This window comes from Legionella tucsonensis (assembly GCF_001468035.1).
Taxonomy (GTDB): domain Bacteria; phylum Pseudomonadota; class Gammaproteobacteria; order Legionellales; family Legionellaceae; genus Legionella; species Legionella tucsonensis.
Genome location: NZ_LNZA01000008.1, coordinates 23,136 through 47,439 on the forward strand (window position 1 = coordinate 23,136; position 24,304 = coordinate 47,439).

Consider the following 24,304-nt stretch of genomic DNA (forward strand, 5'->3'; position numbering starts at 1 on the left):
TTAACAGAAGTTCCAATGACATCTTTAACTAGTTTTTCAGCAAAATAAATAAATCACTAATACAAGACCTGCTATAAAAAGCCTTATGGCCAGAAAAATACTCAATTATTTTCTCGTTAAAAAGAGTGATTATAAATTTCACTGGCGATCCTGCTAACGTCTTTTTGGATAAGGAAAGTATCATCGATGGTTTTCAAGGGAGTGTTGGATACCGCAATGATAAACGCAAGCAAATGGCCATTTTTCGCGTCAATATATCCTGATAATGCTTCTGAAAAGGAATAATAACGCTGGTTAGCAAAATCATAGGACAGCGATGTCCCTGTTTTACCATGAACTTTGCCTACTGCTGGAATATTTTGGGCCGCTTTAGCAAGGCTGCCATCAACACCAAGTATTGGTAGTGCATCATAGAAAAGTTTAAATTGGTTTTCAGGAAGCTTGTGGATATAGGTTAATAACTGTATAGCTGCTTTCGGAAGAAGCCTGTTTGTATCTCCACCAGCACCGTCACCGAATACAAATTCATTTCTAGTTAATCCAACTGTATCAATCAAAAATGTCGCAATATGAGGCATGCCTTGGGCAAATGAGGTTTCATTATAGTGCTGGGCTAATAAAAGCGGTATTAAATCAGCACCAATATTATGACTTAGTTTTAAGATGACTTTAACATATTCAGAAAAGGGTGGCGAAACATATTGTGCAATGGGAGTCAGTTGATGATAGTCATCAGCATTAGGTAGCTGACTGTTTTTATTATCAAGATTGACAGCAATATCTTGTTGCTTTAATGCAGCGATAAAGGCTTTCCTGGCAAAAGGCGCGGGTTTAAGGATAGGGTAAACTCTTAATATTTCCCCTGCATTGGCAGCAATTTGCCCTTTTACGGTGAGCATGGTGTTATCATCATTAGCTGAGGTTTCAACATTGGTTTTTCCATCATTTCCGACAGTCATGACTTGATTGTCAATCACATAACCAGGAGCTTGTGGACGCCATTGTATTGCAGCTTTTTGACCCTCAATGGTAGGCTTAATTTGAACATCAAACAGGTTTTCATTAATCATGATGGGAGAGATGATGTAATTACGTAGCTGTTCAGTATCAAATAAACGATCGTCCACTAACACATCACCATTAATTTCTCTAATGCCTTTGGCTTTGATTTGTTGAGCAAGATTTATAATCCCATTGAGCGGGTTTTCGGGAGTAATGGATGCCCCCGGTAAATCATTGGCATAAATATGATCGATATACCCATAAGTGAGTTTGTCATTATGAACACGGCCGCCAAATTCCAAATCCCCTTTACCCACAAGAATTAATTTACCGTTTAACTTGCCATTTTCCTGTTGGCCAATAAAATAAACGGGTGTTTTAAAACGGTAGTCGTCACCTAAGGCATTCAGAGCAGTTGCAGTGGAAAATAATTTAGTTACAGAGGCAGGCATTAACAAATGGTCAGTATTTAATTGATAAATGGTTTCCTGAGTATTCAAATCTTTGATTTCAAGCCACCATTGTGCATTTTGGTAACGTGATTGGTGCATGACATCGAGTATGTTCTGAGGCAACGATTTGGCTGCATTGGATGAAACAGAAAGTAGAAACATCAAAATAGCGGTAAGTTTACTGAACCATGTGTTAGGGCGTATCCTCATTCTTTTCTGTTTAATTTGCACAATCAATTCCTTATTCATCAATCCTTCCTTTACTTTTGAATTCCATTAATGCCAGAGACTGAGATTCTACTTTTACTCGATGTCAGCAGAGTACATTAATTCTCATTAATACACTCCATATCCCCCTAAATAACTGAGTTTAATAAGCTGTAACAGGTGAAATAAAGCCATTAGGTTTTAACGCCAGTAAGGAACAACTTAATTGTTGCACAACACTCTCAGCCGTATTGCCTATAATAAAGCCAGGTATCCCAGTTCGTGCCACAGTACCCATAACTAATACATCAATTTTTTCATCTTTAATAATCTGTTGCATCACCTTCTCTGGATGACCTTTAATATGCTGAATTTGATAGCGGCCACCGATATTAGCTTCTTTTATTAGCGTTTCTAATGCTAATAAGTGTTCTGTTTGGGTCTGTGAGACTATTTTATTTAACTCTTTTTTAGATACTTTAATATAGATTCCATCACGCAGATACTCTTCATACTGATAAACCCAGCAGGAAATGATGGTTAATTCACCGTTGCAATTGTCTGCAAGTGACCTGGAAATTTGCAAGAGTCTTAATGCAAGATCGTGTCCTACTTGCTCTTCATTTTCAGGATCAATTGCTACCGCGACTTTGATGTCGCCACGTGAGTGCCTAATGGAGCGACATAACCATACAGGGCAGGGGCATTGGCGTAGCAGAGCCAAATCCAGTGGCTCAAACCCTTTGCCTCCTTTCTTGGGCTCTGCTTCTTTGATTACCAAGTCATGGGCGCTGCGTAATACATAGCGAATAATTCGTACCACAGGGACGGTTCCGCAATCAATTTCAATAGAAATTTTGAGTTCTATTTCATTCATTTTTAATGCCGTTTTGGTCGCCCGAATAGATTGTTCCATTCGCTCTTTCAGAAATTCTTCATACGACTTTTTATACTCTTCATGACTATTTGGAATCTCTGGGCATACAATTAAAATTTTAAGTGCGGCTTGATTATTTCTTGCAAGACTAAGAGCCTGCTTTAATCCATCGATCTCATCGCGTATTCCATAGCTTACAAATAAGATATTTTTAAATTGATGCATAAGTTATTCATCCTTAATCAAGTAATCAACTTGTTCGTTATTACATGTACTACCCACCATAAATATCAAAATTGGTGTGCCAGTAATAAAACCGGTTGCAGAGGATGCCAAAAAGGCATCGGCAAATTAAAGTAGCAGTTTATAAAAAAATAGAGTGGCAATAAAAAATGTGTTCATGCGGTTTTTGAACCATCTGAACATGGGTTATGATATTTTACGATCGTAATAACCTTTTAACTCATCGGTAATTGTAATTTTTGCTAACTTAATTCCACGAAAATAAGCGGCTCTTGCTAATAGGTGTGATGCAATTGGTGCCGTAATAAAAATAAATAGAATAGTAAGAAACGCTTCGATTGTAACGCTCCATTTTTGAAAATGAAAAACTACCCCAATCAATATTAGCCCTGTGCCTAACGTGCCCGCTTTAGTTGCCGCATGCATCCGCATTAAAAGATCAGGCATACGTAACATTCCAATCGCAGCAATTAATATGAACAATGAGCCAATTAGAATACAAACAATACTTAATATATTCATTATACAGTCTCCTTATTTATTATCTTTTTTTTCATGATATGATCGCCATGTAATTAACTTTGCAAATGCAACTGTTGTAAGAAAAACAATAAGTGCCAGTGCAATAACAACGTCAATGTAAACAGATTGATTTGTGATGACACTGTATATGGCGATAAATGAAATTAACAAATTTGCTGTTAGATCCAATGCAACCACGCGATCAGGTAAAATTGGGCCAATGACTATGCGAACAAAGCAAAAGACTACAGACAACATGACGAGCGATAAAGAAAGATACCATGCTATATGCCATAACTGAATGTTCATGTTAATATTCTCATTAAAGGTTTCTCAAAATAATTTTTTATATCAGCAATTAGCCTGTCTTTATCTGTAATAAACATCGCATGAATATATAATTTTTTCTTGTCAGAAGATACATCTAATGCCAGTGTGCCAGGTGTAAGGGATATAATGACAGCCAATAAAGCAATTTCGATGTCCGTGTTACAATCCAGCGGAATTGCAATAACACCTGGTTTTGCTCGATAACGCGGCGTGATGACGTCATGTGCTACGCGAAGATTTGCGATTAAAATTCCCCAAATAAAAATCAGCATAAATTTTATAATTAAGATCAATTTTATGAATAGAGTTTTCATCCTTATTCGACTCCTAGCACAGCATGAATATACCATTCTGGATGGGATATCTGTTCAGCCGCTTGCAACATTACTTTAAATACCGGTTGTGGAAAGAGGCCAATGGTGAGTGTCATCATTGCAAGAATAATAACAGGGAATAGCATAACAAATAATTTTATATTGCCAAATGACTCCTGTGACGGCGATGACTGTTCTTTCCAAAATACTTGCGTCCATATCTTAGTCATTGAGTATAGGGTTAGAAGGCTAACCAGAAGTGCGATGGCTGTAATAATATAATGAGAGGAATTTAAAGCGGCTTTTAATAAGATTAACTTTGCCCAGAATCCAGATAAGGGCGGTACTCCGGCTAAGGAAAAAGCAGAAATAAAAAAGAGTATTGCCAAATATGGATACTGTTTATAAAAGCCCCCTAGCTTACGAATATCTGATGTTTTTTCTATCTTTAAGCAAATACCACTAATTAAAAATAAGTTGGTTTTAGCAATAATATTGTGAATGATATAAAATATTGCGCCTGCTAATGCAAATGGAGTGTAAATGGCCAGCCCCATTACCATATAGCCAATTTGGCTGATGATATGAAATGACAAAAGCCGTCGGAAATGGAATTCTGACGCGGCACCTAATACACCCGTTAACATGGTAAGACCTGCGATAAATAATAATAGTGATAAAATATAGTGGCTGTCTGGGAGGATGAGGGTTGTTAACCGTATCAGCGCGTAAACCCCCACTTTCGTCAGCATGCCTGCAAAAATAGCAGCGGTCGTGACATTTGTTGTATGATAGGACGCCGGGAGCCAAAAAAACAACGGAAATAAAGCAGATTTAATGGCAAATGCTATTGCCAATAAAAGAACAACAGTAGTTACTGTGCCCGTTAAAGGGTATGCTTTAAGTTTCAATCCCAAATCAGCCATATTAAGCGTACCTACCATTGCATAAAGCATCGCAATTGCTAACAACATTAAAATAGTTGCAACAAGATTCAAACTAACGTATTTCATACCGCCGTCCAATTGCATTCTATGATTACCTAATACCAATAGAACAAATGAGGCAATCAACATGACTTCAAACCAGACATAAAGATTAAATAAATCACCGGTTGAAAAAGCCCCGCATATTCCCATTAACAATATCCAATAAGCAAGATAGAATCCTGATTTTTGATGCCCAGTTTTAATATCATAAGTAGCATAAATCGAGACGCAAAACCCAATGATTCCAGTAATGAGTAACATAATGGCGCTTAGCCTATCAATTACAAAAGTGATACCAAACGGTGCTTTATATCCACCTAATTGAACAACTAATATCTCTTGAAATGAAACAACGTAAAAAAGTAAACCAGTGACACATAATAATAAAATTGCGCCTATTAGATGTGCGGATTTTTGTAAAAATGAATAGGACCAAAACAAACAATTTAATATCACAACAAAAAAACAGGTCAATAATGGCAAAAGGGGTAACCAATTCATGCCTCATCCTCCACTACCTTGGAGTGCTTGGTTTCTGAATAGCTTAGCAAGTCTGAATTAGTGGTATCAAACGTGCGCCAAACTTTGCGTACAAGTACCAATGCAAAGGCTAACAAACCAAAACCAATGACAATTGCTGTGAGAATAAGTGCCTGTGGTAAGGGATTAGCTAACAAGGCACCAGAGGCTTGCCCTTCTTGCGGAATAAAGGCAGGATTTTGAGAATACAAACGTCCGGCAACAAAAATAACTAAATTAATTGTTGAGCTTAAAATGACTATACCAAACAACCAACGCATAACTTGTGGGCTTAAGATTAGATAAATACTGATACTAATTAAGCCTCCAACTAGCCAGCAAATCATGTCCGTCATGTTGACTCCTCTAAAGCTAACATGATAATCAGTACACTACTTAACACAACCAGGTAAACGCCTATATCGAATATAATGGGTGAACCAATTTTCACATGAATAAATTTTATATTAATCCATATCCCTGTTAAAAAAATCTTATTTTGCAGTAAAGCAATTAATCCGCTACCCAGCCCAAATAAGAAGCCCAACGCTAATAACAAAGACAATTTTATTTTAATTACTTCACGTAATGCATTGACTCCGTGTGCCAATAAATATAATGCAAATCCACTTGCTGCAATTAATCCACCAATAAAACCACCACCAGGCGAATTGTGTCCTCTAAATAATACCCAGATAGAGAATAGTAACGTGATAAGGAGCAACCATTTTGATGCAGTCTGAAGAATAAGTGACTTCACAGTTTTTTCCCTTTTTTACCTGTTTTTAACAGGGCATAAATACCGATGGCTGCTGTTGCAACCACGATAATTTCGCCTAAAGTATCTAATGCACGAAAATCAACTAGAATAACATTCACTACGTTATGTCCATGTGCAAGAATAACGCTATTTTTTAAAAAATAATTTCCTATTTTAGGGTCGAAGTATTGATGAGTAATAGTAAGCAATAGTAATGTGATGGACATTCCTATTGTGATTGCAATGATCATATTTATCAGACGTATGCTCTTTTTTTCAGCTACTATATTTGGCAATACGGGTTGACGGTAAAAATTAAGCACCACAATAATAACAATCAGCGTCTCAACCAATACTTGTGTCATTGCAACATCAGGAGCTGCGTTTACTAGAAACAACAATGCAACTCCTAAACCCAACATTCCTAAGAATATTAAGCCTTTTAAATAAGTATCAACCCAAACAGTAAAAAGTGCAGATACAAAAATCCATGAAAATAAAAACATGGGCAGCCAAGAAATAGAAGGGAACAATTGTTCAATTTTAATCGCATGTTGAGTAATACTGGTTACAACAAGACACAATGCAACAGTAGAAAATATAATAGTCAGATAAATACGCTGTTTACCCGATTGTAAAATATTCGTTTGCCAGTCTGCGATAATTAATGTACCCCGGATGAGCTGTTGCCAACCATATGTAGGACTGTATTTAGAAAATACATCAAATAGATTAAGTAACTGTTTAACCTGCGCTCTTTTCAAATACAATATAATTGCACCTAAAAGTGTAATAAGGCTGAGCGCGAGTGATGGTGTAAACCCATGCCACATGGTCAATTCCATCTGCACCGGATGACCGAGGATGGCGCTCGCCGCTGGCGACAATATTGCTTTATTAATAATAAATGGCACAATGCTGATAATGAGTGTAAACACCGCAAGCATTAACGCATTGAGTGACATCTTTTTGTTGGCTTCTAGAACATCATTTGGTTTTTGTTTCCCAAAAAAAGGTTTAATAATCAAGATAAATGCTAGCGATGCAACCATCATATTGGCAAAAACAACCATAGCTGTCAGTATATAGGAGGCAATGGGTGCGGCTAAATTTGCTTCATAGACCAATTCCTTAACATAAAACCCAAGTAAAGGTGGTAATCCAGCCATAGAGGCACCAGCAACTAAAGCAGCCATAAAGGTCACTGGCATTGCCTTATATAATCCACTAACTCGGGTTACTTGTCGCGTCCCTGCTTGATGTTGAATATCTCCCACTACCATAAATAATGTTGCTTTATAAAGCGCATGCGAGATAAGAAATGCAACAGCGGCTTTTATAACAGCCTCTTGATCTGAACCTAATAAGAAAACGAGTGATCCCATCGCTGTTACTGTGGTATAGGCCAATATTAACTTCATGTCTTTTTGTTTGAAGGCAAGCAATACACCAGCTACCATTGTGATAGCGCCGATAGTGGTAAGGGTAATAAACCACAACGCACTACTTGCCATTACAGGGTGAAATCGCGCCAAAAGATAAACCCCAGCTTGTACCATTGTTGCGGAATGAAGGTAGGCACTAATAGGGGTAGGAGCCTCCATCGCGTTAGGTAACCAAAAATGAAATGGAAATTGCGCGGACTTAGTAAATGCCCCAATAAATACCAATAATAAAATAACGGGATACCATTTGCTTTCAACAAACCCATGTCCTTGAGATAGTAACTCTGCAATAGAGTAAGTATGCGCAGCAATCCCTATTAATAAAAAACCTACTAATAAAAATAATGCACCTGAACTTGTAATTAATAAGGCGTTTAATGCAGCTTTTCTTGCAGAGGCTCTTTCATGATTAAATCCGATGAGTAAATATGAACTGACGCTTGTTATTTCCCAACAGACAAAGAGTGTGATCAAATTATCAGCCAGTACTACACCCAGCATTGCTGCCATAAACAAAAATAAGTAGCAAAAATACCGTGACAAATAACTATTATTCTCAAGATAAGAGATACTGTAAATGACAATCAATGTCCCTATACCGGTAATTAACAACGCAAATAATAAACTAAGTCCATCAATAGAGAGCGAAATGGATACGTCTATTAATGGAAACCAATTTATCGTATAGAAAATAATTGTCCCGTCCATCACTCGGGGAATAAAATGAGCGAAATAGAAAAATAAAAAAAGTGGAATAATTGAGAGCAGCCACACAAAGTGGGAGCGAAAAAAATTTAAATTTAATAGCATTAAGAATGCTATTATGAACAATACTAAAATAATCCCAATTAACACCATTAAAATCCATTTAAGAAAGAAATTAACGTCCTTGCGGCAAAATTAAGTCACTATTTTGGGTATTTTCTATGCCGCGTACCAGGTACCCAATGCACCCCCATGAACAGATAGTTCAATCACTTTTGCAGCCGCAGTAACCTGGAAAAATACCAACAATAATAAAGTGAATGCCCCAAAAACTTCGGAAGATAAAGTATCTCGCGACATCATATACAATCACACATATAGAGTATCCTGTTATGTACTCTAAGACGTATTCAAAAAAACTGTGAGGCATTACGCCAATTCATTTATTATTAACATAAATACTCATTTTAGGATAGTTTATTAGTCATAAATTAATATTCATCTGCGGCGAAATCTAAGAGAAGCAAAAGGGTTAAGTCGCTTTTTCATCATCTCAAAGTTAATAATAGAATTATTGCCTTAAAAACCCCACACTAAATTTTCTAACTCTTTCAGGCTACTTACTTTATCCTTCCAATTTGGAATTCTTATCTGGATATTCAAATTGCTGTATTGGTGGAGTAGCATTAATGCAGTCAATCGATGACTCAACCTGTTCGTTAATTCATGGGGTAAATAACCATAAGCCATTAAAAATGTGCGTAGCAATTGTTTATCACCTTGTATAAGGAAAGCTCCTGGGCCAAGCAAATCATACTCTGGCAAGCCTAACATCGCATCACCAAAATCAATCAATCCACTAATATGCCAAACATCATCTATCTGCTTTACTAAAAAATTCATTGGAGTATATTCACCAGTTAAGATCACTGGTTTTCTAATCTTTAGTAATGCTTCTTTGATTGAATCAAGATAAGTCGGCAGTTGTTGCAGTAAATCTGTAGGCAGCCCTTTAGTTTGGTGTTGTTCTACACAGTACTCTATTTGTTTTTCAAGAAATTGCGGCCAATGACAATCAATTACCTCCAACCCAGAAGTAGGCAACGCATGAACCTCTCGAATAAGTTCTCCTAATTCATGAAGAATGACCACTTTATTGTTTTGGGGCATTGCTTCCCAAAGACTCTCTAGAAGTGTTCCTTCAAGTCTGCTGATGACCAAATAAGGCCAACCAAATATTTCTCCCTCGTACTCAAGCGTCGGCGTTTTTACCGAGAGCTTCCTTTTCACATGTTTTAAGATTAGTCGTTCACTTTCAAATTGGTTTTGATGGAATGGTGGAAAAATTTTAATGACTTTACTCTCTCCGTATGAAAAGACAATATTTGTTCCCTCAGAAAATAGCATTAATGGTGCTTCTGGTAATTGGTGTTTATGAATAATCGCTCTTGCCATATCTTCTGCAATACGTGCCTTTAGTTTTTCATAATCTTCAAAGTTATGAATAGTAGAAAGTGTTTGATTTAAAGTTGCGTTATTCATAATTCAGTCGTGATCTCTAATTCATTTTGTATTTTTGACCAATAATAACATTTATTCACAAAATCTAATTTCTCAAAAAAAAGCAGCGCTTTCTGCAATATAATCTTCTACTGTTGTAGCCCAATGCTCATGCCCACGCCACTCTCCGTTTATCTTTAGATAACGAGGAGAAAAACCTTCGTAACGAAAGCCATTGTTTTTTACTAATTGGATTGAACGTGTATTTTCTGGCTGTATATTAGCTTCTAATCGATGCAACCCAAGCTCTTCAAATACTTTTTTCTGTACTAATTTAAGCCCCGCACTCATGTAGCCTTTGCTTGTATAGTCACTAATCCCATAGAAGCCTAAAAAAGCATTTTGAAAGGCACCCCGCACAATTTCACTGACATTAAAAACACCAACAATATTTTCTAACTCACCGCAAACTAAATAACTTTTCTGATTCGGTTGTTGGAACCGTTGCCAATATTCATCAAATACTTGCGAAGTGGTAGGAGGTTCCACCCATGGATGATGCAAAGACTGACTACTTAACATATTTTTTAGAAATTCTTCTTTATCTGCAAACACTAGCTCGCGGATAGTAATATTTTTCATCATAACTTTTCTATTATTCATTAATGTTCCCCGCTAATTTTATAGCTGAGCTTGAGTTGAAAAAGACCCATCCGTTTAACTATTAATAGATTTATCTAACAATGTGAGCTCTTCTCTTTTGAGACAAAATTTATCAACTAAAACATTTTTAAAATTTGTTTTTTTCATTAACTCCATACTACCTTTTTTTGTCACACGCTTCGAAGCATTATTTTGACCGCAGTGTATCTTTGCTAAAGCAAGCAGATTTAAAACAAGTCAAAAAGAGCTATTTTGTTCACCAATGATAACTCTGCCATACGCTCTTATAAATCACTGGGTTTTCAAGAACGATTTTATATATTAAAGTCAAACTAAGTGGAAGTTGCTTGAGAAAACAGTGAACCAAGAGCAAATAGAAATTGAACTTGCTTTAAAATGGGCTCTTCAGTATTTGGTATCTAACAATCACAGTAGCATTATCAACCATGATAAAATTACACAAACTTCCTATTCCGTAGTACATAAAATTACCACATCAAAAAACACATTCTACCTTAAACAAACACCACCCAAATTGTCCACTGAGCCTCAAACATTAATATACCTGCATGAACAAGGGTGCAATAATATCCCAACGATCATTGCAGAAAATAAACAGTTATGTTGTTTTTTGATGATATCTTGTGGTGATATGACTTTACGACATCTCTTTAAAGAAAAAGTTGATTCAGCCCTACTTAACAAAGGGGTTCTAAATTACACAAAAATTCAAAGAACTGTAGAGAACACAATACCCCAATTAATAGACTTAAATATGCCTGATTGGCGGATTGGAAAAATACCTTTGCTATATCGTGAGTTAATAGATCAAGAAGAATTGTTAATAAGTGATGGTCTGTCCAAAGAAGAAATTACAGAGCTGAAAAATGCTTACGAATTTGGCGCTACTCTCTGTGAATCACTATCCAAATATCAGATTTCTGAAACAATGAATCATTGTGATTTTCAGGAAAATAATATGGTGCTCAATCAAAAAACTGGAAATATCAGTATTATTGACTGGGGAGAAACCGTCATTACCCATCCGTTTTTCTCGCTAAGCGGTTGCTTATGGAATATGACTTATTTCCATGGAATAAAACCAAGTAACAAAATTTATGAGGACTTTCAACGACAATGGATTTCGCCATGGTTAGATCTGCATCAAGAACAAGATTTATTAGATGCTCTAAAAATTACCACGCAACTAACTGGGATTTTTGCAGCATTAGGCTATAAGCGAATGTATGATGCAACACTGGCTCAAACTCGTACTGTACAACAGGAGCATCCTGGTTCTATAGCAGGCTGCCTCAGATCATTTTTAACAGAATCACGTTTAACTTGATCAGCGATTAGGATTTTTAAAAAATCATAATGATTTCAATGAAGCTCTTTTCATATCAATCGTAAAAACCGCTTGATCCATACTGGCTTGCTAATCTGAAAGCAACACAACTAATAGTATGAATTTCTGAGTTAACATGAAAAGAGAGATTACGATCATAGTGAACAAACAAAAAGGCAGGTAAAACATCAATCCGGCTGCTGTAACTTTTATAAGGGGTACCTGTGCTTAGTGAATGGGATACAATAAGGGAATTAGCAAAACAAGGTATTTTCCAGTATAAGTATATTACAATCATGTACTAAGACATTCTTCAATTGGTTTAATTACACCAGAAACGTTTGAGAATCAGCTGAGGAAATTCGTATAGAGATGTCTACTGAATCGGGGTTAGAGCACAAGCTAATGGACTTGCCAGACACCTTCTTAGAAATTGGAGCTTTCGATGAAACAAAATGTCTCCCATCTGCCAAGAGAACTCAGTCGTATGGTTTCCTGGTCTCTTACTCGTTTAGGAAAAGCCATTGCAGAAGTCTATGGAAAAGAAACATATGAGCGAATTGAGCAAATTCGACTGTCCATGCAAGAAACTATTGGGAGTGAACCATTTGCACTTAGAAATGCGCTTCATAGTCTTCAAGTAGAGCTTTCCAAGTTTGATAGAAATGAGCTTTGTCAAATTGCTCATGGGTTTTCTCTCATCATGGAGCTCATTAATGCCTGTGAAAGTGCCTACCGTATTTTTCGTATCAACCAAAGAGAAGAAAAAGTCTATTCTGACAGGCCTCAGGGCATTCATTATGTCTTAACAGCACATCCAACAGAAGCCCGCACAAATGAATTTTTAACATTGTTTAAAGCAATTCGTGACTGTCTTGTCGAAACTCTTAAATCTCCCTATCTAATGAATGAATCTCATCTTGATCAAATGCTTAAAATCGCACTTCAGATTAATATTTCCTATCAAAAAAAACCAAGCGTAGAGGATGAAGCTCGCTATATCTATCAATACGCCCTCAATCCACTCAATATCAAACTTTATCATTCCCTTGTAACTAAAGACATTCCCATTCAATTACGCACTTGGGTGGGAGGTGATAAAGATGGGCACTCCGGTGTTAATGAACAAATCATGGTTAAAAGTCTCGAGCTTTCTCGTTCTTTTTTTATTACTTGCATTCAGGAGTACCTAAAAGAAGTACTGGAAATTGTTAAGCTCTCAACCGCATTAAATGAAAACAAAGCCTTGGCAAATCAGATTAATCAGCTTATTAAAAAAACGCGCGATCTTAGAAAAATACAGCCAAAGGATCATGAAAAAGTATCTGCATTCAAAAAAGAATTAACTGCTCTACAAACAAACGCCCTAAAGTTTTTAAAGTTCGACCCCGAACAATTTTCCATCATCTCCAGCATTTTTCAGCTCTATCCTGCTCTGGTCATACCTATAGAGCTCAGAGAGGATTCTGCTGTTGTAAAAGAGAGTTTAACAAGCACAAAAAAAACAACGATTACACGAATGCTTGAACACGTCTATTCTATAACTCATGGGACTGATCCCAAAAACTATATACGAGGTTTTATCCTTAGCATGGTTGAATCTGCTGAGGATATAAAAAATGGAATTAACCTGGTTAAACGAGTTTTTAGAAGCTACGTACTACCTGTTGTGCCTTTGTTTGAAAATCAACTTGCTCTCACCAGCGCTGATACTATTTTAAATGATTCGATTACTGAAGATATTAGGCAGAAGCATCTTAAGCAGTGGGATGGAAACTATGAAGTCATGCTGGGGTATTCCGACTCGTCTAAAGAAAATGGCGTATTGCCCTCTCGACTTATGATTGCACAAAGCTTAAGAAGTATTCAATCTATTCTAGAAAATAAGAACCTTCGGCCCATTTTTTTTCATGGTTCAGGTGGCAGTATTGAGCGAGGTGGCGGAGATATCAAAGAGCAAACCGCTGCCTGGTCCAAGGAAATGATGGCTAATTATAAAGCAACTATTCAGGGGGAGATGGTTGCACGACTCTTTGGTTCGAGCTCCATACTCAAAAGTCAAATTGACAAATTCCTTGATATCTATTCACAAAAAGATAAAAACACGGATGATGATTATCCTGAGGAACTACAATTATTTTCTGCAAACGTCAGTCAGAAATATAAGGAACTGATACAAAGCGAATGGTTTTGGTCCATAATTGAACAAGCCTCGCCCTATCATTTTTTGAAGGATCTGAAAATTGGTTCTCGTCCGACCAAACGAAAATCAGGACTTTATCCCGATCAAAGAAAGCTTCGAGCCATCCCATGGATCCTATGCTGGACTCAAACACGACTTCTTTTCCCAACTTGGTGGGGGGTTGGCTCCACTTGGTTAGAGCGAGATGACCTTGAAAAAAATAGGCTTAAAGTTCTCTATAAAGAAAATGCTCTTTTTGCTTCCTTCGTAAAACAATTAGGCGTAACCCTTTCTAAAGTTTACCTCCCTATCTGGGAACAATACTTGTACCAATTGACTGGCTCCAATGAATCTCTCAAGCCTTTTCAATCAGAACTCGAATCAACCATCCTATTCTTCTATCAGATAACGGGTGAAAAAGACTTTTGTTTTCATCAGCCCTGGCTTGGGGAAAGTATTCAATTAAGATCCACCCTAATTCATCCTCTGAATCTCATACAAATTGAGGCCATGAAAAGGAAGGATTTACCTCTTCTAAGAAAAACAGTCACAGGAATTTCTTGTGGTATGTTGACAACAGGGTGATAGGTAAGTGGTGTTTAAAATGACCCAACCTCGGTTCGCAAAAATCTAAAACTTCAGTTTTCTTTTCTGAGCATTTAATTGACAACATCAATTTTAAAGGTACTATAACAGATTTTGGATGGCTAGCTCTTAATATTTCTAGTTTTTACAAGGAGTAATTAATATGTATTCTCATATAGACCCACTTAATAATCATGATGACTCTGTATCGAGTGCTTATACCTTATTGTTCCTACTTACTGGTCTTGCTGTAGCGACGTATGCAATTGCACGATTTGCTGAGTCGAACAATCAACTTAACTATGAAAATCGTTTTGCCCGTATAATAGCTGGTCTTTTGTTGCTTATGACACGTATGATGCATACAAAAGGTGGAGATTTAGAAATTACTAATGCAGCAACAGAAAATAAACTAATCGCAATAGGCCCACATCGAACTGGCTGGGAAGCAGTTGTTGTTGCCTCAAAAATGAAGGGCACGCCACCTCAGTTTTTCGCCACAACTGCTTTTAATGCTGTACCCGGTGTTTCTTCTTTTCTGAAGATGTTTAAAGCGATACCGGTAGAAGCAACCGCAACTAAAAGTGGTAGTGGCCGATCTGCTAATGCTGATGCGTTAGACCATGCGAGTAAAGCGCTTAGTGAACATGGCTGTGTCGCACTATTCCCTCAAGGTAATTTTGCAAGATTAGGCCAAGAGCCCCCTAGAGTCTATGCCGGGGCAGCAAGGCTTGCATTGATGAATAAAACACCTATTCATGTTCTTAGACTTGATGGTTTCTGGAGTTTACAAAATCCGCTCATTCCTGTATTGGTTCGCAATAATGCTTATTATCGTGCATTTTTGTCTTGGTTTCATATGAACAATGTACGCGCCACATTGTGTTGCGTGATTGATTTTCACCTAAAGCCTGAGAGTGAGGGCTTAAGTGAAGAAGCAAAAATTGAAGAGATATGTGCACAACTTTATGCTTACTATCGTCATACACAGGAACTTACTACAGAACAAATAGATACTATTAAGAAAGAAATATCTGATAAAACTCATCTTTTAATTTGGAGCAATAAAGTCGAACAAGATGATTTAGGAAGGAAGCTCTCAAACTTAAAGAAAGAAGGTACTAAATTGGAAGAATCAACTTTAGCAGCAATGAAGTTAGGTTCAATATAATAAGCATTGGCTGAGTGGTTAAGCCCAGAGAAGAAGGTCGTTCAAGCCAATGTATTATTCTGTAATCTCGAGCTGTTTACAAAAATGCAGAATAATTGTATTGTCCGCTTGGATTTTTACGATATGCAAATTAAATCGAATTGTCCTATTGCCCTTTAGGGATGTTGACCGTAGAGGGCCTATCTTCATTTACCCCCAAGAGGTTTTTTAATATGAAATTGTTTCGAATGATGTTGCTTGGCTTGTTATTTTCCACCGCCCTAATCACTCAAGCGTCGGCTGCTCCGATAGAGGATTATGATTTCCAACAAGAGCGAATGAAGCTCACTTCTGATTCAGTGATGGTTATTTCAACTTTTGATAGTGAGGACCACGTCACTGCCTACACCTATGCTGGAGTGCGTTTATGGAATGCCCCCTTCCATGCCAAAATATTATCATGGCAAATTGCAGGTGATTTTGTTTTTATTTTTTCTAAAGACCGTAAAGGCACAAAAACTTACATTACCTGTCTTAACAGACATACTGGAACTCCCATTTGGCAAAAGCCTTAAGTGCTTTCATCTAGCAGCCCGTTTGCAAGCAAGTGGGCTACGCTCCTGATTTCACCATTTAATTACTTAACTCCCTTAAAATCCACCTCGTGATTTTTTTAGCACCTGCATGCAAAATCTAAAATGGTGAAACGATATCGTAAATTATTTTTTTATAGGTTTGATAAGTCCAAATCAAATTATTGGTGGACAAATCAGAAATGGGCGGACGATAATTACAGCAACTGGGAATACGCCACAACAAGGCATAACTTATAGTAAATAAAAATACCCCTATATAAAAAAGGTAGCCTGTTCTATAGGAGTTAATCCTATGATTTGGTTTGAGCTCCTCACTTTTCCTGGGCATTAATGCCCCACCCACTAATGATAAAATAAATAAGGAAACAAGATTAAAACGAATAAAACGACCCCAATCAATAGCAATACAACATAATACAAGGGTGCCTATTAATGCTATCAAACATAGAAAGAGAGATATTTTATTTTTAAAAACAAATTTTAATTGCTGCATAACAGGTAGAAATGCAATAGACGCAAACAAAAGAATAACACCATAAATTTTAAAATAAGAATTAGAGTGGATTTGAATAAGCACTCGCTCAATAGCAATTTTCATCGGTGCTCCTAGCCAACCTATAGAACCATTCATTGTTACTGGGTATCGAGTGAGCAGAGATTTATAAATCGCTGTGGCTTGTATATCATTTCCTTTAAATACAATACACAAAACAAAACTCATGATAGATAAGCTGATCAGGCTTAAATTTAGGACTACGCGCTTTCTGTTAAGTTTCACTTTTGTCAAATACACCACAACAATATAGGGCAAAAAAATAGCAAAAACTTCATGGGTTAAAATGATCAGGGGATAACATAACAAAGTGAAATAATAAATTTTTTCAAACGTCTTTTCTTGATGCGCCACAGCAGACCAACCAATAAAAGCCAGTGCACAACAATAAATACAGTCTTTAAAATAGCCGCCTTGGCTTTCAAAATGATCAAAACTATTAACTGGAAAAGCAAATATAAATGGAGAAAAAATAAGCAAGATATAGGGAGATAAAAAAGCTTGCTTCTTTAATAAAAGAAATGAAAACAGCAAAAAGAGGGCGTTAAAAATAATGAGGCATAAGAATGCATAAAAACCGAGACTAACAGACGAATATTCCGGCAGTTGATAAAGAAGTTCTCCTAAAAGTCCCCTTCGAACAAATCCTCCTTGATAATTGATAAGCCAATCCCCCATATGCCATTTACTATGGGTTAAAAAAGCTTGCCAGCTTCCTAATGCTGTTAATATAAAAATAAGAACAAGATATGGTCTTAATATATATTGAATCCATCTATCAATTTGCATTCCCCGATCCATTTTTTATTATTGTAATGCAACATTATGTCGTGATGCAGATTTTTTTCTCCATTTGAGAATTAATCTCTGATGAAGTGGTTCAAACAAGTAGATTGTCATTTTGACTCAACAATTTTATATCTCAGATTCTTTAATGAAATTCTTTAGCTATACTTTTTAAAAGAAGGAAAAAATAGATAAAAAATTAAAATACTTTCCTGCTGATCAAAATGTCTCTGAATATTAAATCAAAAGGAAATTACAAAACTCATATCTCTTTTAGGGAACAAAATGGAATTAGATAAAATAAAAAATAATAAGCTCTATTTATTAATTAGTGCCTTAATATGTATTTTTTTATTTTTTCTACTCTTGAAATCACTTTTCCTTCAAAGTCCCTATCTATCCATTAACATTGATTTATATTTATTAATCAAAAAGTTACAAAATGACTATGTATATTGGATGAGCATTTTTTTCTCGTTATTCGGTGATAGATATATCGTTATACCAACTTTTCTAATTACAAGTGTTATCCTTTTTGGAAAAAAGGATAAGTGGCTTGCCTTACATTTAATTGGTGTCATTTTAATTGCAGCTCTCTTAGCACACGTCCTAAAAAATGCTATAGCATATCCCAGACCCGAAATCTCAACGAGTACGCTGCCAGGTTATGCTTTCCCCAGTAGGCATGTAACTTTATGCTCAGCCTACGTTACCTTTCTGTCTGCACTCATTATTCCCCAAATATCTTACCGTTGGTTTGGGATAATCAGTGCATGTCTTCTAATTATACTCGAAGCAATTGCTCGTTTAATCCTGCAAGTTCATTGGCTAACAGATGTAATAGGTGGTGCCCTACTCGGTGCTTCTTGCGGTTTTCTCGGGGCATATTCCTTTTTCCTAAAACCTAAAATTTGCATTAATATTAAATCGACCTTAGTGACTTTATTAACCGTATTTTTGGTTATTAGCGTACTTTATTCTCTGGTCATATATTTAGTACAACTAAAACTATTTTGAATTGAGCTTGAGAAAAGTCTGAGCTATTCAGGTTTGAGGGTTTCGGATTCCTCAAAAAAGGAAATGATTACTTATTAAAGTAAGTTTCGAGAGACAATTCAATATTCACAGTTCCGTCACTTTTTCCATCCCATTGAGCCGGAGAAATCTTTGATTTTTCCGGTTCTGAACGAGAAGTTCTAATCCAATGGGTTTTAATTGATCGATAAAACGTTCATTGCAACATCTACTATGCTTACTTAATTATACCTTAATATAGGAAAGATACTTGCTCATTTGAGACGCAAAAACTTGAATTTTTAGCATCCTAGAATAAAAGCAAATTTTTGCGTCTATGACTTTTAGGGTCGCATGTTGTTATTGATATAATTAAAATTGCATGGATAGAAAAACCCACTGCTTACAACCAAACTACCTTGCTTTATTTAATCATTACTCGGGATAGCAATATATATCACTTCCACCAGTGATACCTGCATGATATACAACTGCATTCACGCCAACAATATTTGTTTTCTCTGTCAGGCATCGATAACCAGAATAAGTATAATAAAATTCACTCCCAGGTATAGGTACGTCCCCCTGATTAACAGTATAAATGTGTCTTTCAGTATTTACTGTAATGGGTATGCTTTTCCATGTTTGGGTTTTTGTTATGATGACACTATCAGCCAGGGCAACTGTACTCAATACAGTGAGTAAGGAAGATATCATTAATTTTTTCATTTGTTTCCCTCCAATATTTGCTCCTTTTTTCTTCTACTTTATAGATTAGCTCGATTAATGATATTAGCAAGTAATTGCGGAGAAATAGCCACTTAATCTCTCATTCCTATTCATTTCATTATCCTATAATGAACAGGTAATAAACCTTTTTTCCAACACAACTCTGGATTTAGTCTAATATTATTATTGTTTCCAAACTTTAAGGAGAAAGAAAATGAGCAAAAAGGGATCTATTTTATGTACAACTCTTCTTTTAAGCAGCGCTATGGCGTTTGCTGATACGGACATGCAATCTAATGGCACAAATATTAACGCTAATGAGCAAAACGCCACAACGTCCACCCCTTCTACTGATACAAGCACCCCTTCCTCTACTGACACGAACACTCCTTCTTCTACTGATACAAATGCTTCTGGAACAACACCTTCAAGCAATGGGCAAGGAACTTCCAATACAAATATTAACCAAACCACCAACGTGGATGTTACAAATGTAAATGCCAATGTAACAGAAGTGAATAACAAAGTGAGTATTACTGGAGTAACAACTGCACCTACTTTTACTAATGTAGAAATTCGTAATAATGTGTACTACTTACCAGAAACCGTAACACCTACAAGCGGTTTTTATTTCTTAAATATTAACTCCACAGAACGCGTTTGTAGTCTCGAAAAAATTACAGCAGTAAAAGTTCTCTCAACACCAACCACTATCACTGTCATGACAAGAGAGAAGGAACATACTTTGTACTGTTATGAGAGACAAGATTTTAATTTCTAACATGCTTTAATATATGGAACAGTGAATCCTATAAATTTTCATTAAAATTATAGGGGTTCACTGTTATTTCCTGGTTTTTTATTCAGAAAACAACGTGCTTTAAAATTGTTTGGTCAAAATGTTCTGACTTACCTGCTGACATATTCGCTCAATTCCAGGAGCTCGTAAATCTTTATCCATAGGAAACTTATAATTTTTAATTAAGCTAATCATAGATATTTCAAATACTACTCCGTCAGATAGTTTTGAATTTAAGACTTCTCCACCAAATAAGGTCATACGCCTTCCATCAAAACGGTTATTAAAATATTTCCTCCAAAACCCTACTGATCCAGGTTGTATCATCATATGAATGCCTTTATTCTTTTTAAGAACATACTCGATTGCTCTTGATGCAAGTTCACTTCCTAATCCAGAACCCCTAATATTTTGATTAACAAAGATCTGGGCTATTTCTATTAATTTTTTATTTTCTAAGGTAATGGAAGAGCTTATTTGAACATAACCATACCTTATCCCTGTCGTTCTTTCTTTGGCTGATATCAGAATATCTTCATTTTTTTCTGTAAGTTCAAATTTATATTTAGTCATATAAAGTTCAATGAGTTAAATTAAGGTATAATTAATCAAATATAAACCTACTTTTTAGATTTGTAATTGCTCAATAATAAACTGTAGTGCAGCAGTGAATAGACTTGAGTTTATTTCACTACACACTTTAGGATAAATGACCCAAAAGGAGCAGATGAGTGTTGCCTCAATTTCTTCAAAATTCGGGAGTCCAAAGCATTTTATATATTTCACCAATATGCATTTCTTCTTCTTGAATCATCTTTCTGGCAAATTCTTCAACTAATACAGATTTTTTTTCTGAATGTTTTAATAATTGATGATACAACTCCAAGCCTTGTTTTTCATGTTCAAGAGATTCTTCTAAAATATGACGAATATTATGTTCATGAGTCTCTAAGAGCTTGCCAATTTTAAGCGTAGGATGATGGGAAAAATGGGTGATAAGTTCACCTATTAAATGAGCATGGTTTAAACTCTCTTGAGCCTGATCCCGCATCCATTTACAGATAGGGATGCGATTAAAACCAAAAATCATAAAAGAGTAATGAGTGTAACGTACAACACCCGCCATCTCAATCTCTAATAATGTATTTAGAATTTTGATAATCACATCATCAATTGGTTTGGACTCAGATCTTCCATGTGTCATATTTTCAGTACCCTTTCATTTTACGTATGTACAGTATAGAATAATTCCCACAAAAATCTCAAAATATTATCAGTTACTGGAAACAAATTGTATTTTTAGTTGATTTTTAAGCCAAAAGTCTGCCTTGTGCTCAAAACCACGTGCTTAGGAAGTTCCGCTTAAATTATTCGAACTATTTTGCTCGTTTTCTTCTGCTGCTTGATCTTCTTGATCCATCATAAACATCAGCATGTTCAAAGCTAATGGTACTGCTTCTTCTTCATTATTTTCCGGAACTGGCATCAAATGGAATAACAGGATGGCAGGAATTATCGGATTAGGATCATTTTCTACATCGGGAATATGGTGTGCATGTAAAAAAATCGGTTGAACAAAGAAAGAGTGAGGATTTAGCCCAGATTGTCCAAATGTGTTTTGCATCACATGCTCTGCCCATTCATCTGTTAATTCTTGTTTAATGGAACTATTAAACTGTTTCGGAGGAATTTCATTCGGATCAAAATCAAAAAATTTTTTAATTTGTTCCTTTGTGAGTGGTTTGGTTGTTAACTTATCATCCTCAAAAAGGCTCTTATCACTTGAAAGGCTAATTAAAGTTTCAATGGGAATAGGCCAATATTCTATTGCTTGAGTAGTGGGGTCACCAGGCAGTCTCTCTAATCCTGAAGATACACCTTTAATACAGAATTTATTATCCCCAATTTTAACTATGTAAACATTGGTACCTTCGTCTAGTAGTGTGTCTTCCAGCATGATTGGATCAAAATAGGTTGGCATAATCTTAGTCCTTTAGTAATTATTTAACCTAAAATGTAATCTACTAGATCACAGTGACTTACTCAATACCTTTTAATCAAAAAAAAATCAAAAAGTATCAATTGCAATTAACATAGATCTAATTCGTTTCAATGTATAAGATTAAACTGTTATGCATCGCGAGAACCAAAGACTTCAGAGAAGAACCAACATTGCAGTAACTAGCGTTTCGCTCGTCGAGATTTTTTTACTAAAAAAGTTGTGTCAAACCCAAAGCTTAACGCCCAAAAAGCTTTCTCTGCTGAGCCATAATGTAAGAACGAATGGGAATATCCAGTGGTGTTTTGTTTGTTGGATGAGCATAAAAAGGCATACAACGACATATCTAGGTATAGGAGAGAGCAAAGAAAAATAATATTAATATCAATCAATTGACACTCAAACACTCTGTGTCATAATCGAGCATATTATTGGCTCATTTTCTATGTCTTCCACCTAGACTTTCAAAAATAATAAGGAGGTTTACTATGCCTAGAAAAGACACTCCTGAAGTAAAAATGCAAAAGACCTTACAGGTATTGGGAGTTGTAAATTTGATGCTATCCCCCCTGCTCTTAATTGACTCTCGTCTTGCTTTGGCAGCAGGTTTGGTAATAAATGGATTACTAATTTCCCAACTCCATGATATAGGAAAAAAAAGAAGGCCAGGTTCCAATCTGATCAATCAGGGAAGAACTTATTTCTCAGGAATGTTCTTTACCCAAAACTCACCCAATGAGAATATTGGCGAAGTTGATAATACCATAAGGAACATCATCAATGGCGGAGGCGCGATGCACGATGAAATAACCAGTATGTTCTCTAATAAGTGACCAAACTAATTAGGTCAAGCAATGTGTTGGGTCATTATGACTCAACCTCTTTGTTAAAAAATCCAGGTGACCTTAGCAATAATCTTGGGAAAAAGTGAAAATGGTTCTCAAAAGCGCAGCATAGATGACTATGTAGCATGATTGAGAACCATATTCACTCAAGATCTGCCAAATATGGCTTTTCGTCAAATATAGGTTGCTCGACTCATTCTAAAAAAGATACTGTAAGCCTAGGGCAACACTATAGTTTTTATTAGATAAACCGGCTGAGTCGCTCTCATAGAAATGCTCACCAGTATCATTATCGATTATTTCGGTATCAGCACGCCCATTAGAATAATGATTGTAGGAGGCCTCAACAAAAATTTTCGCGTTATGTGTAACATGATAGCCAGAATTAATTATCGCAGCATAATATCTGGAGTTATTTCCATATTCTTTAAATGTTAGGTTGCGAGCATAATGTTCATCATGATCTCGTGCAGAAACCCAAGCACTATATTTTAAAAGGGCATTGAATTCAAAATTATTGATGAAGTATTTCCCTGCTAAGCCAACATAAGGAGTTCTAAATTTTTGTTGGTATCCAATTCCTGGCTGATCGCCAGAAAAACAACCTACATCAGTACCATTATTGTATTGATAACAACCGCCGGTTGCTCGCCAGCTAAAGGAGCTCCATTGATAACCAGTCGCCAAACCCAGCTTATAATCTTGGTTCTGCATCAACCAAGCTCTTAAACTCAGATCTACTTCATTAGCATAATTAAGATGTGTGTTGTCATGATGCGACCAGTCAGTCCAGGTTTCTTGATAGGGATTGAGCCAATCATAGTCATCCATGGCAGCCTTATTTTTTGCCAAGGTTAGCCAACCCCTACCATTAATACTGAGCGAGGGTAGGAAATCATAATTGAATTCCCCGTTTATTATTGCAGCATTTTTTATGCGCCAATTGAGTTGGCTTAGTTTAGTATCCGTTTCTTGATTATAAACATATTCATGGGCCTTACCGGATAAAATTCCCAAGGAAGTACTTAATGACAAACCATTTAAACTGTAATCAGTAGCATAAGCATCTAGAGAACAAGTAAGCGTTAAGGAAGTGAGCACCAACATAACTATTTTATTTTTCATTATTTATTCCTAGTTAGAGCCGGGCAATCCTTGCGGCGAAGAGGTTTCAAAAAATCAGTCGAATT

25 protein-coding genes are annotated in these 24,304 nt (G+C 36.1%); 7 read left to right on the plus strand and 18 right to left on the minus strand.

The window, feature by feature from the left end; all coding sequences use genetic code 11:
• Positions 1 to 116: 116 nt before the first annotated feature.
• The 12 genes from dacB to Ltuc_RS12950 all read right to left on the minus strand — a co-directional run bounded on the left by dacB (position 117) and on the right by Ltuc_RS12950 (position 10,528).
• Positions 117 to 1,703, minus strand: coding sequence for a D-alanyl-D-alanine carboxypeptidase/D-alanyl-D-alanine endopeptidase (dacB, locus tag Ltuc_RS12900; RefSeq protein ID WP_058521775.1), 1,587 nt, complete (start codon positions 1,701 to 1,703; stop codon positions 117 to 119).
• A gap of 121 nt (positions 1,704 to 1,824) precedes the next feature.
• Positions 1,825 to 2,763, minus strand: a complete 939-nt coding sequence (locus tag Ltuc_RS12905) for a universal stress protein (RefSeq protein WP_058521776.1) — start codon at positions 2,761 to 2,763, stop codon at positions 1,825 to 1,827.
• 204 nt (positions 2,764 to 2,967) lie between these two features.
• Positions 2,968 to 3,303, minus strand: a complete 336-nt coding sequence (gene mnhG / locus Ltuc_RS12910; protein WP_058521777.1) for a monovalent cation/H(+) antiporter subunit G — start codon at positions 3,301 to 3,303, stop codon at positions 2,968 to 2,970.
• Positions 3,304 to 3,315: 12 nt separating this feature from the next.
• Positions 3,316 to 3,612: a cation:proton antiporter gene (locus Ltuc_RS12915; RefSeq protein ID WP_065236236.1), complete on the minus strand. Its 297-nt coding sequence runs from the start codon at positions 3,610 to 3,612 to the stop codon at positions 3,316 to 3,318.
• On the minus strand, positions 3,609 to 3,947 hold the full coding sequence (locus Ltuc_RS12920; RefSeq protein WP_058521778.1) for a Na+/H+ antiporter subunit E: 339 nt from the start codon (positions 3,945 to 3,947) through the stop codon (positions 3,609 to 3,611). The genes Ltuc_RS12915 and Ltuc_RS12920 overlap by 4 nt, the downstream gene beginning before the upstream one ends.
• A 2-nt stretch (positions 3,948 to 3,949) precedes the next feature.
• Complete coding sequence (locus Ltuc_RS12925) at positions 3,950 to 5,437, minus strand: proton-conducting transporter transmembrane domain-containing protein (protein ID WP_058521779.1); 1,488 nt, start codon at positions 5,435 to 5,437, stop codon at positions 3,950 to 3,952.
• Complete coding sequence (locus Ltuc_RS12930) at positions 5,434 to 5,811, minus strand: NADH-quinone oxidoreductase subunit K (RefSeq protein ID WP_058521780.1); 378 nt, start codon at positions 5,809 to 5,811, stop codon at positions 5,434 to 5,436. Before Ltuc_RS12930 ends, Ltuc_RS12925 begins: the two co-directional genes overlap by 4 nt.
• Positions 5,808 to 6,215: a Na+/H+ antiporter subunit B gene (locus Ltuc_RS12935; protein WP_058521781.1), complete on the minus strand. Its 408-nt coding sequence runs from the start codon at positions 6,213 to 6,215 to the stop codon at positions 5,808 to 5,810. Before Ltuc_RS12935 ends, Ltuc_RS12930 begins: the two co-directional genes overlap by 4 nt.
• On the minus strand, positions 6,212 to 8,518 hold the full coding sequence (locus Ltuc_RS12940) for a putative monovalent cation/H+ antiporter subunit A (protein ID WP_274519412.1): 2,307 nt from the start codon (positions 8,516 to 8,518) through the stop codon (positions 6,212 to 6,214). Before Ltuc_RS12940 ends, Ltuc_RS12935 begins: the two co-directional genes overlap by 4 nt.
• 66 nt (positions 8,519 to 8,584) lie before the next feature.
• Complete coding sequence (locus tag Ltuc_RS15395; protein WP_157064623.1) at positions 8,585 to 8,728, minus strand: hypothetical protein; 144 nt, start codon at positions 8,726 to 8,728, stop codon at positions 8,585 to 8,587.
• 216 nt (positions 8,729 to 8,944) lie between these two features.
• Positions 8,945 to 9,907 (minus strand): aminoglycoside phosphotransferase family protein, encoded by a 963-nt coding sequence (locus Ltuc_RS12945; RefSeq protein ID WP_058521782.1) that lies wholly within the window; start codon positions 9,905 to 9,907, stop codon positions 8,945 to 8,947.
• Between the two features lie 72 nt (positions 9,908 to 9,979).
• Complete coding sequence (locus Ltuc_RS12950; protein ID WP_238584150.1) at positions 9,980 to 10,528, minus strand: GNAT family N-acetyltransferase; 549 nt, start codon at positions 10,526 to 10,528, stop codon at positions 9,980 to 9,982.
• 358 nt (positions 10,529 to 10,886) lie between these two features.
• Here Ltuc_RS12950 and Ltuc_RS12955 point away from each other — a divergent pair, with 358 nt between their 5' ends.
• The 4 genes from Ltuc_RS12955 (at position 10,887) to Ltuc_RS12970 (ending at position 16,368) form a co-directional block, all read left to right on the plus strand.
• Positions 10,887 to 11,876, plus strand: a complete 990-nt coding sequence (locus Ltuc_RS12955) for a protein kinase family protein (RefSeq protein ID WP_058521783.1) — start codon at positions 10,887 to 10,889, stop codon at positions 11,874 to 11,876.
• 445 nt (positions 11,877 to 12,321) lie between these two features.
• On the plus strand, positions 12,322 to 14,643 hold the full coding sequence (locus Ltuc_RS12960) for a phosphoenolpyruvate carboxylase (RefSeq protein ID WP_058521784.1): 2,322 nt from the start codon (positions 12,322 to 12,324) through the stop codon (positions 14,641 to 14,643).
• Positions 14,644 to 14,806: 163 nt separating this feature from the next.
• On the plus strand, positions 14,807 to 15,814 hold the full coding sequence (locus tag Ltuc_RS12965; protein ID WP_058521785.1) for a lysophospholipid acyltransferase family protein: 1,008 nt from the start codon (positions 14,807 to 14,809) through the stop codon (positions 15,812 to 15,814).
• Between the two features lie 212 nt (positions 15,815 to 16,026).
• A complete protein-coding gene (locus tag Ltuc_RS12970) occupies positions 16,027 to 16,368 on the plus strand; it encodes a hypothetical protein (protein ID WP_058521786.1) in 342 nt (113 codons plus the stop codon).
• Between the two features lie 118 nt (positions 16,369 to 16,486).
• On the opposite strand, the gene Ltuc_RS12975 is transcribed toward Ltuc_RS12970, so the two are convergent.
• Positions 16,487 to 17,731: a hypothetical protein gene (locus Ltuc_RS12975; RefSeq protein WP_058521787.1), complete on the minus strand. Its 1,245-nt coding sequence runs from the start codon at positions 17,729 to 17,731 to the stop codon at positions 16,487 to 16,489.
• Positions 17,732 to 18,013: 282 nt separating this feature from the next.
• Between Ltuc_RS12975 and Ltuc_RS12980 the strand changes: the two genes are divergently transcribed.
• Entirely contained in the window at positions 18,014 to 18,745 is a 732-nt protein-coding gene (locus Ltuc_RS12980) for a phosphatase PAP2 family protein (protein ID WP_058521788.1), read from the plus strand.
• A gap of 432 nt (positions 18,746 to 19,177) precedes the next feature.
• Here the strand turns inward: Ltuc_RS12980 and Ltuc_RS12985 are convergent, their stop codons facing one another.
• The gene (locus Ltuc_RS12985) at positions 19,178 to 19,471 is read right to left on the minus strand and encodes a hypothetical protein (protein ID WP_058521789.1); all 294 of its coding nucleotides are present in this window, start codon (positions 19,469 to 19,471) and stop codon (positions 19,178 to 19,180) included.
• Between the two features lie 214 nt (positions 19,472 to 19,685).
• Here Ltuc_RS12985 and Ltuc_RS12990 point away from each other — a divergent pair, with 214 nt between their 5' ends.
• A complete protein-coding gene (locus tag Ltuc_RS12990) occupies positions 19,686 to 20,252 on the plus strand; it encodes a hypothetical protein (protein WP_058521790.1) in 567 nt (188 codons plus the stop codon).
• Between the two features lie 99 nt (positions 20,253 to 20,351).
• Here the strand turns inward: Ltuc_RS12990 and Ltuc_RS12995 are convergent, their stop codons facing one another.
• The 3 genes from Ltuc_RS12995 to Ltuc_RS13005 form a co-directional block, all read right to left on the minus strand.
• Positions 20,352 to 20,843, minus strand: coding sequence for a GNAT family N-acetyltransferase (locus Ltuc_RS12995; RefSeq protein WP_058521791.1), 492 nt, complete (start codon positions 20,841 to 20,843; stop codon positions 20,352 to 20,354).
• Between the two features lie 175 nt (positions 20,844 to 21,018).
• Positions 21,019 to 21,474 carry a ferritin-like domain-containing protein gene (locus tag Ltuc_RS13000; protein ID WP_058521792.1) on the minus strand — a complete coding sequence of 152 codons (456 nt, stop codon included), beginning with the start codon at positions 21,472 to 21,474 and terminating at the stop codon, positions 21,019 to 21,021.
• Positions 21,475 to 21,618: 144 nt separating this feature from the next.
• On the minus strand, positions 21,619 to 22,251 hold the full coding sequence (locus tag Ltuc_RS13005) for a hypothetical protein (RefSeq protein WP_058521793.1): 633 nt from the start codon (positions 22,249 to 22,251) through the stop codon (positions 21,619 to 21,621).
• Positions 22,252 to 22,757: 506 nt separating this feature from the next.
• Here Ltuc_RS13005 and Ltuc_RS13010 point away from each other — a divergent pair.
• Complete coding sequence (locus Ltuc_RS13010; protein ID WP_058521794.1) at positions 22,758 to 23,102, plus strand: hypothetical protein; 345 nt, start codon at positions 22,758 to 22,760, stop codon at positions 23,100 to 23,102.
• Positions 23,103 to 23,312: 210 nt separating this feature from the next.
• On the opposite strand, the gene Ltuc_RS13015 is transcribed toward Ltuc_RS13010, so the two are convergent.
• The gene (locus Ltuc_RS13015; RefSeq protein ID WP_058521795.1) at positions 23,313 to 24,239 is read right to left on the minus strand and encodes an omptin family outer membrane protease; all 927 of its coding nucleotides are present in this window, start codon (positions 24,237 to 24,239) and stop codon (positions 23,313 to 23,315) included.
• Between the last annotated feature and the right edge of the window lie 65 nt (positions 24,240 to 24,304).

Excerpts from the sequence above, each read along its gene's own strand:
- dacB (WP_058521775.1), bottom strand. The coding sequence starts at position 1,703 with ATGAATAAGGAATTGATTGTGCAAATTAAACAGAAAAGAATGAGGATA.
- Ltuc_RS12905 (WP_058521776.1), bottom strand. The coding sequence starts at position 2,763 with ATGCATCAATTTAAAAATATCTTATTTGTAAGCTATGGAATACGCGAT.
- mnhG (WP_058521777.1), bottom strand. The coding sequence starts at position 3,303 with ATGAATATATTAAGTATTGTTTGTATTCTAATTGGCTCATTGTTCATA.
- Ltuc_RS12915 (WP_065236236.1), bottom strand. The coding sequence starts at position 3,612 with ATGAACATTCAGTTATGGCATATAGCATGGTATCTTTCTTTATCGCTC.
- Ltuc_RS12920 (WP_058521778.1), bottom strand. The coding sequence starts at position 3,947 with ATGAAAACTCTATTCATAAAATTGATCTTAATTATAAAATTTATGCTG.
- Ltuc_RS12925 (WP_058521779.1), bottom strand. The coding sequence starts at position 5,437 with ATGAATTGGTTACCCCTTTTGCCATTATTGACCTGTTTTTTTGTTGTG.
- Ltuc_RS12930 (WP_058521780.1), bottom strand. The coding sequence starts at position 5,811 with ATGACGGACATGATTTGCTGGCTAGTTGGAGGCTTAATTAGTATCAGT.
- Ltuc_RS12940 (WP_274519412.1), bottom strand. The coding sequence starts at position 8,518 with ATGGTGTTAATTGGGATTATTTTAGTATTGTTCATAATAGCATTCTTA.
- Ltuc_RS15395 (WP_157064623.1), bottom strand. The coding sequence starts at position 8,728 with ATGATGTCGCGAGATACTTTATCTTCCGAAGTTTTTGGGGCATTCACT.
- Ltuc_RS12945 (WP_058521782.1), bottom strand. The coding sequence starts at position 9,907 with ATGAATAACGCAACTTTAAATCAAACACTTTCTACTATTCATAACTTT.
- Ltuc_RS12950 (WP_238584150.1), bottom strand. The coding sequence starts at position 10,528 with ATGAATAATAGAAAAGTTATGATGAAAAATATTACTATCCGCGAGCTA.
- Ltuc_RS12960 (WP_058521784.1), top strand. The coding sequence starts at position 12,322 with ATGAAACAAAATGTCTCCCATCTGCCAAGAGAACTCAGTCGTATGGTT.
- Ltuc_RS12965 (WP_058521785.1), top strand. The coding sequence starts at position 14,807 with ATGTATTCTCATATAGACCCACTTAATAATCATGATGACTCTGTATCG.
- Ltuc_RS12970 (WP_058521786.1), top strand. The coding sequence starts at position 16,027 with ATGAAATTGTTTCGAATGATGTTGCTTGGCTTGTTATTTTCCACCGCC.
- Ltuc_RS12975 (WP_058521787.1), bottom strand. The coding sequence starts at position 17,731 with ATGCAAATTGATAGATGGATTCAATATATATTAAGACCATATCTTGTT.
- Ltuc_RS12980 (WP_058521788.1), top strand. The coding sequence starts at position 18,014 with ATGGAATTAGATAAAATAAAAAATAATAAGCTCTATTTATTAATTAGT.
- Ltuc_RS12985 (WP_058521789.1), bottom strand. The coding sequence starts at position 19,471 with ATGAAAAAATTAATGATATCTTCCTTACTCACTGTATTGAGTACAGTT.
- Ltuc_RS12990 (WP_058521790.1), top strand. The coding sequence starts at position 19,686 with ATGAGCAAAAAGGGATCTATTTTATGTACAACTCTTCTTTTAAGCAGC.
- Ltuc_RS12995 (WP_058521791.1), bottom strand. The coding sequence starts at position 20,843 with ATGACTAAATATAAATTTGAACTTACAGAAAAAAATGAAGATATTCTG.
- Ltuc_RS13000 (WP_058521792.1), bottom strand. The coding sequence starts at position 21,474 with ATGACACATGGAAGATCTGAGTCCAAACCAATTGATGATGTGATTATC.
- Ltuc_RS13005 (WP_058521793.1), bottom strand. The coding sequence starts at position 22,251 with ATGCCAACCTATTTTGATCCAATCATGCTGGAAGACACACTACTAGAC.
- Ltuc_RS13010 (WP_058521794.1), top strand. The coding sequence starts at position 22,758 with ATGCCTAGAAAAGACACTCCTGAAGTAAAAATGCAAAAGACCTTACAG.
- Ltuc_RS13015 (WP_058521795.1), bottom strand. The coding sequence starts at position 24,239 with ATGAAAAATAAAATAGTTATGTTGGTGCTCACTTCCTTAACGCTTACT.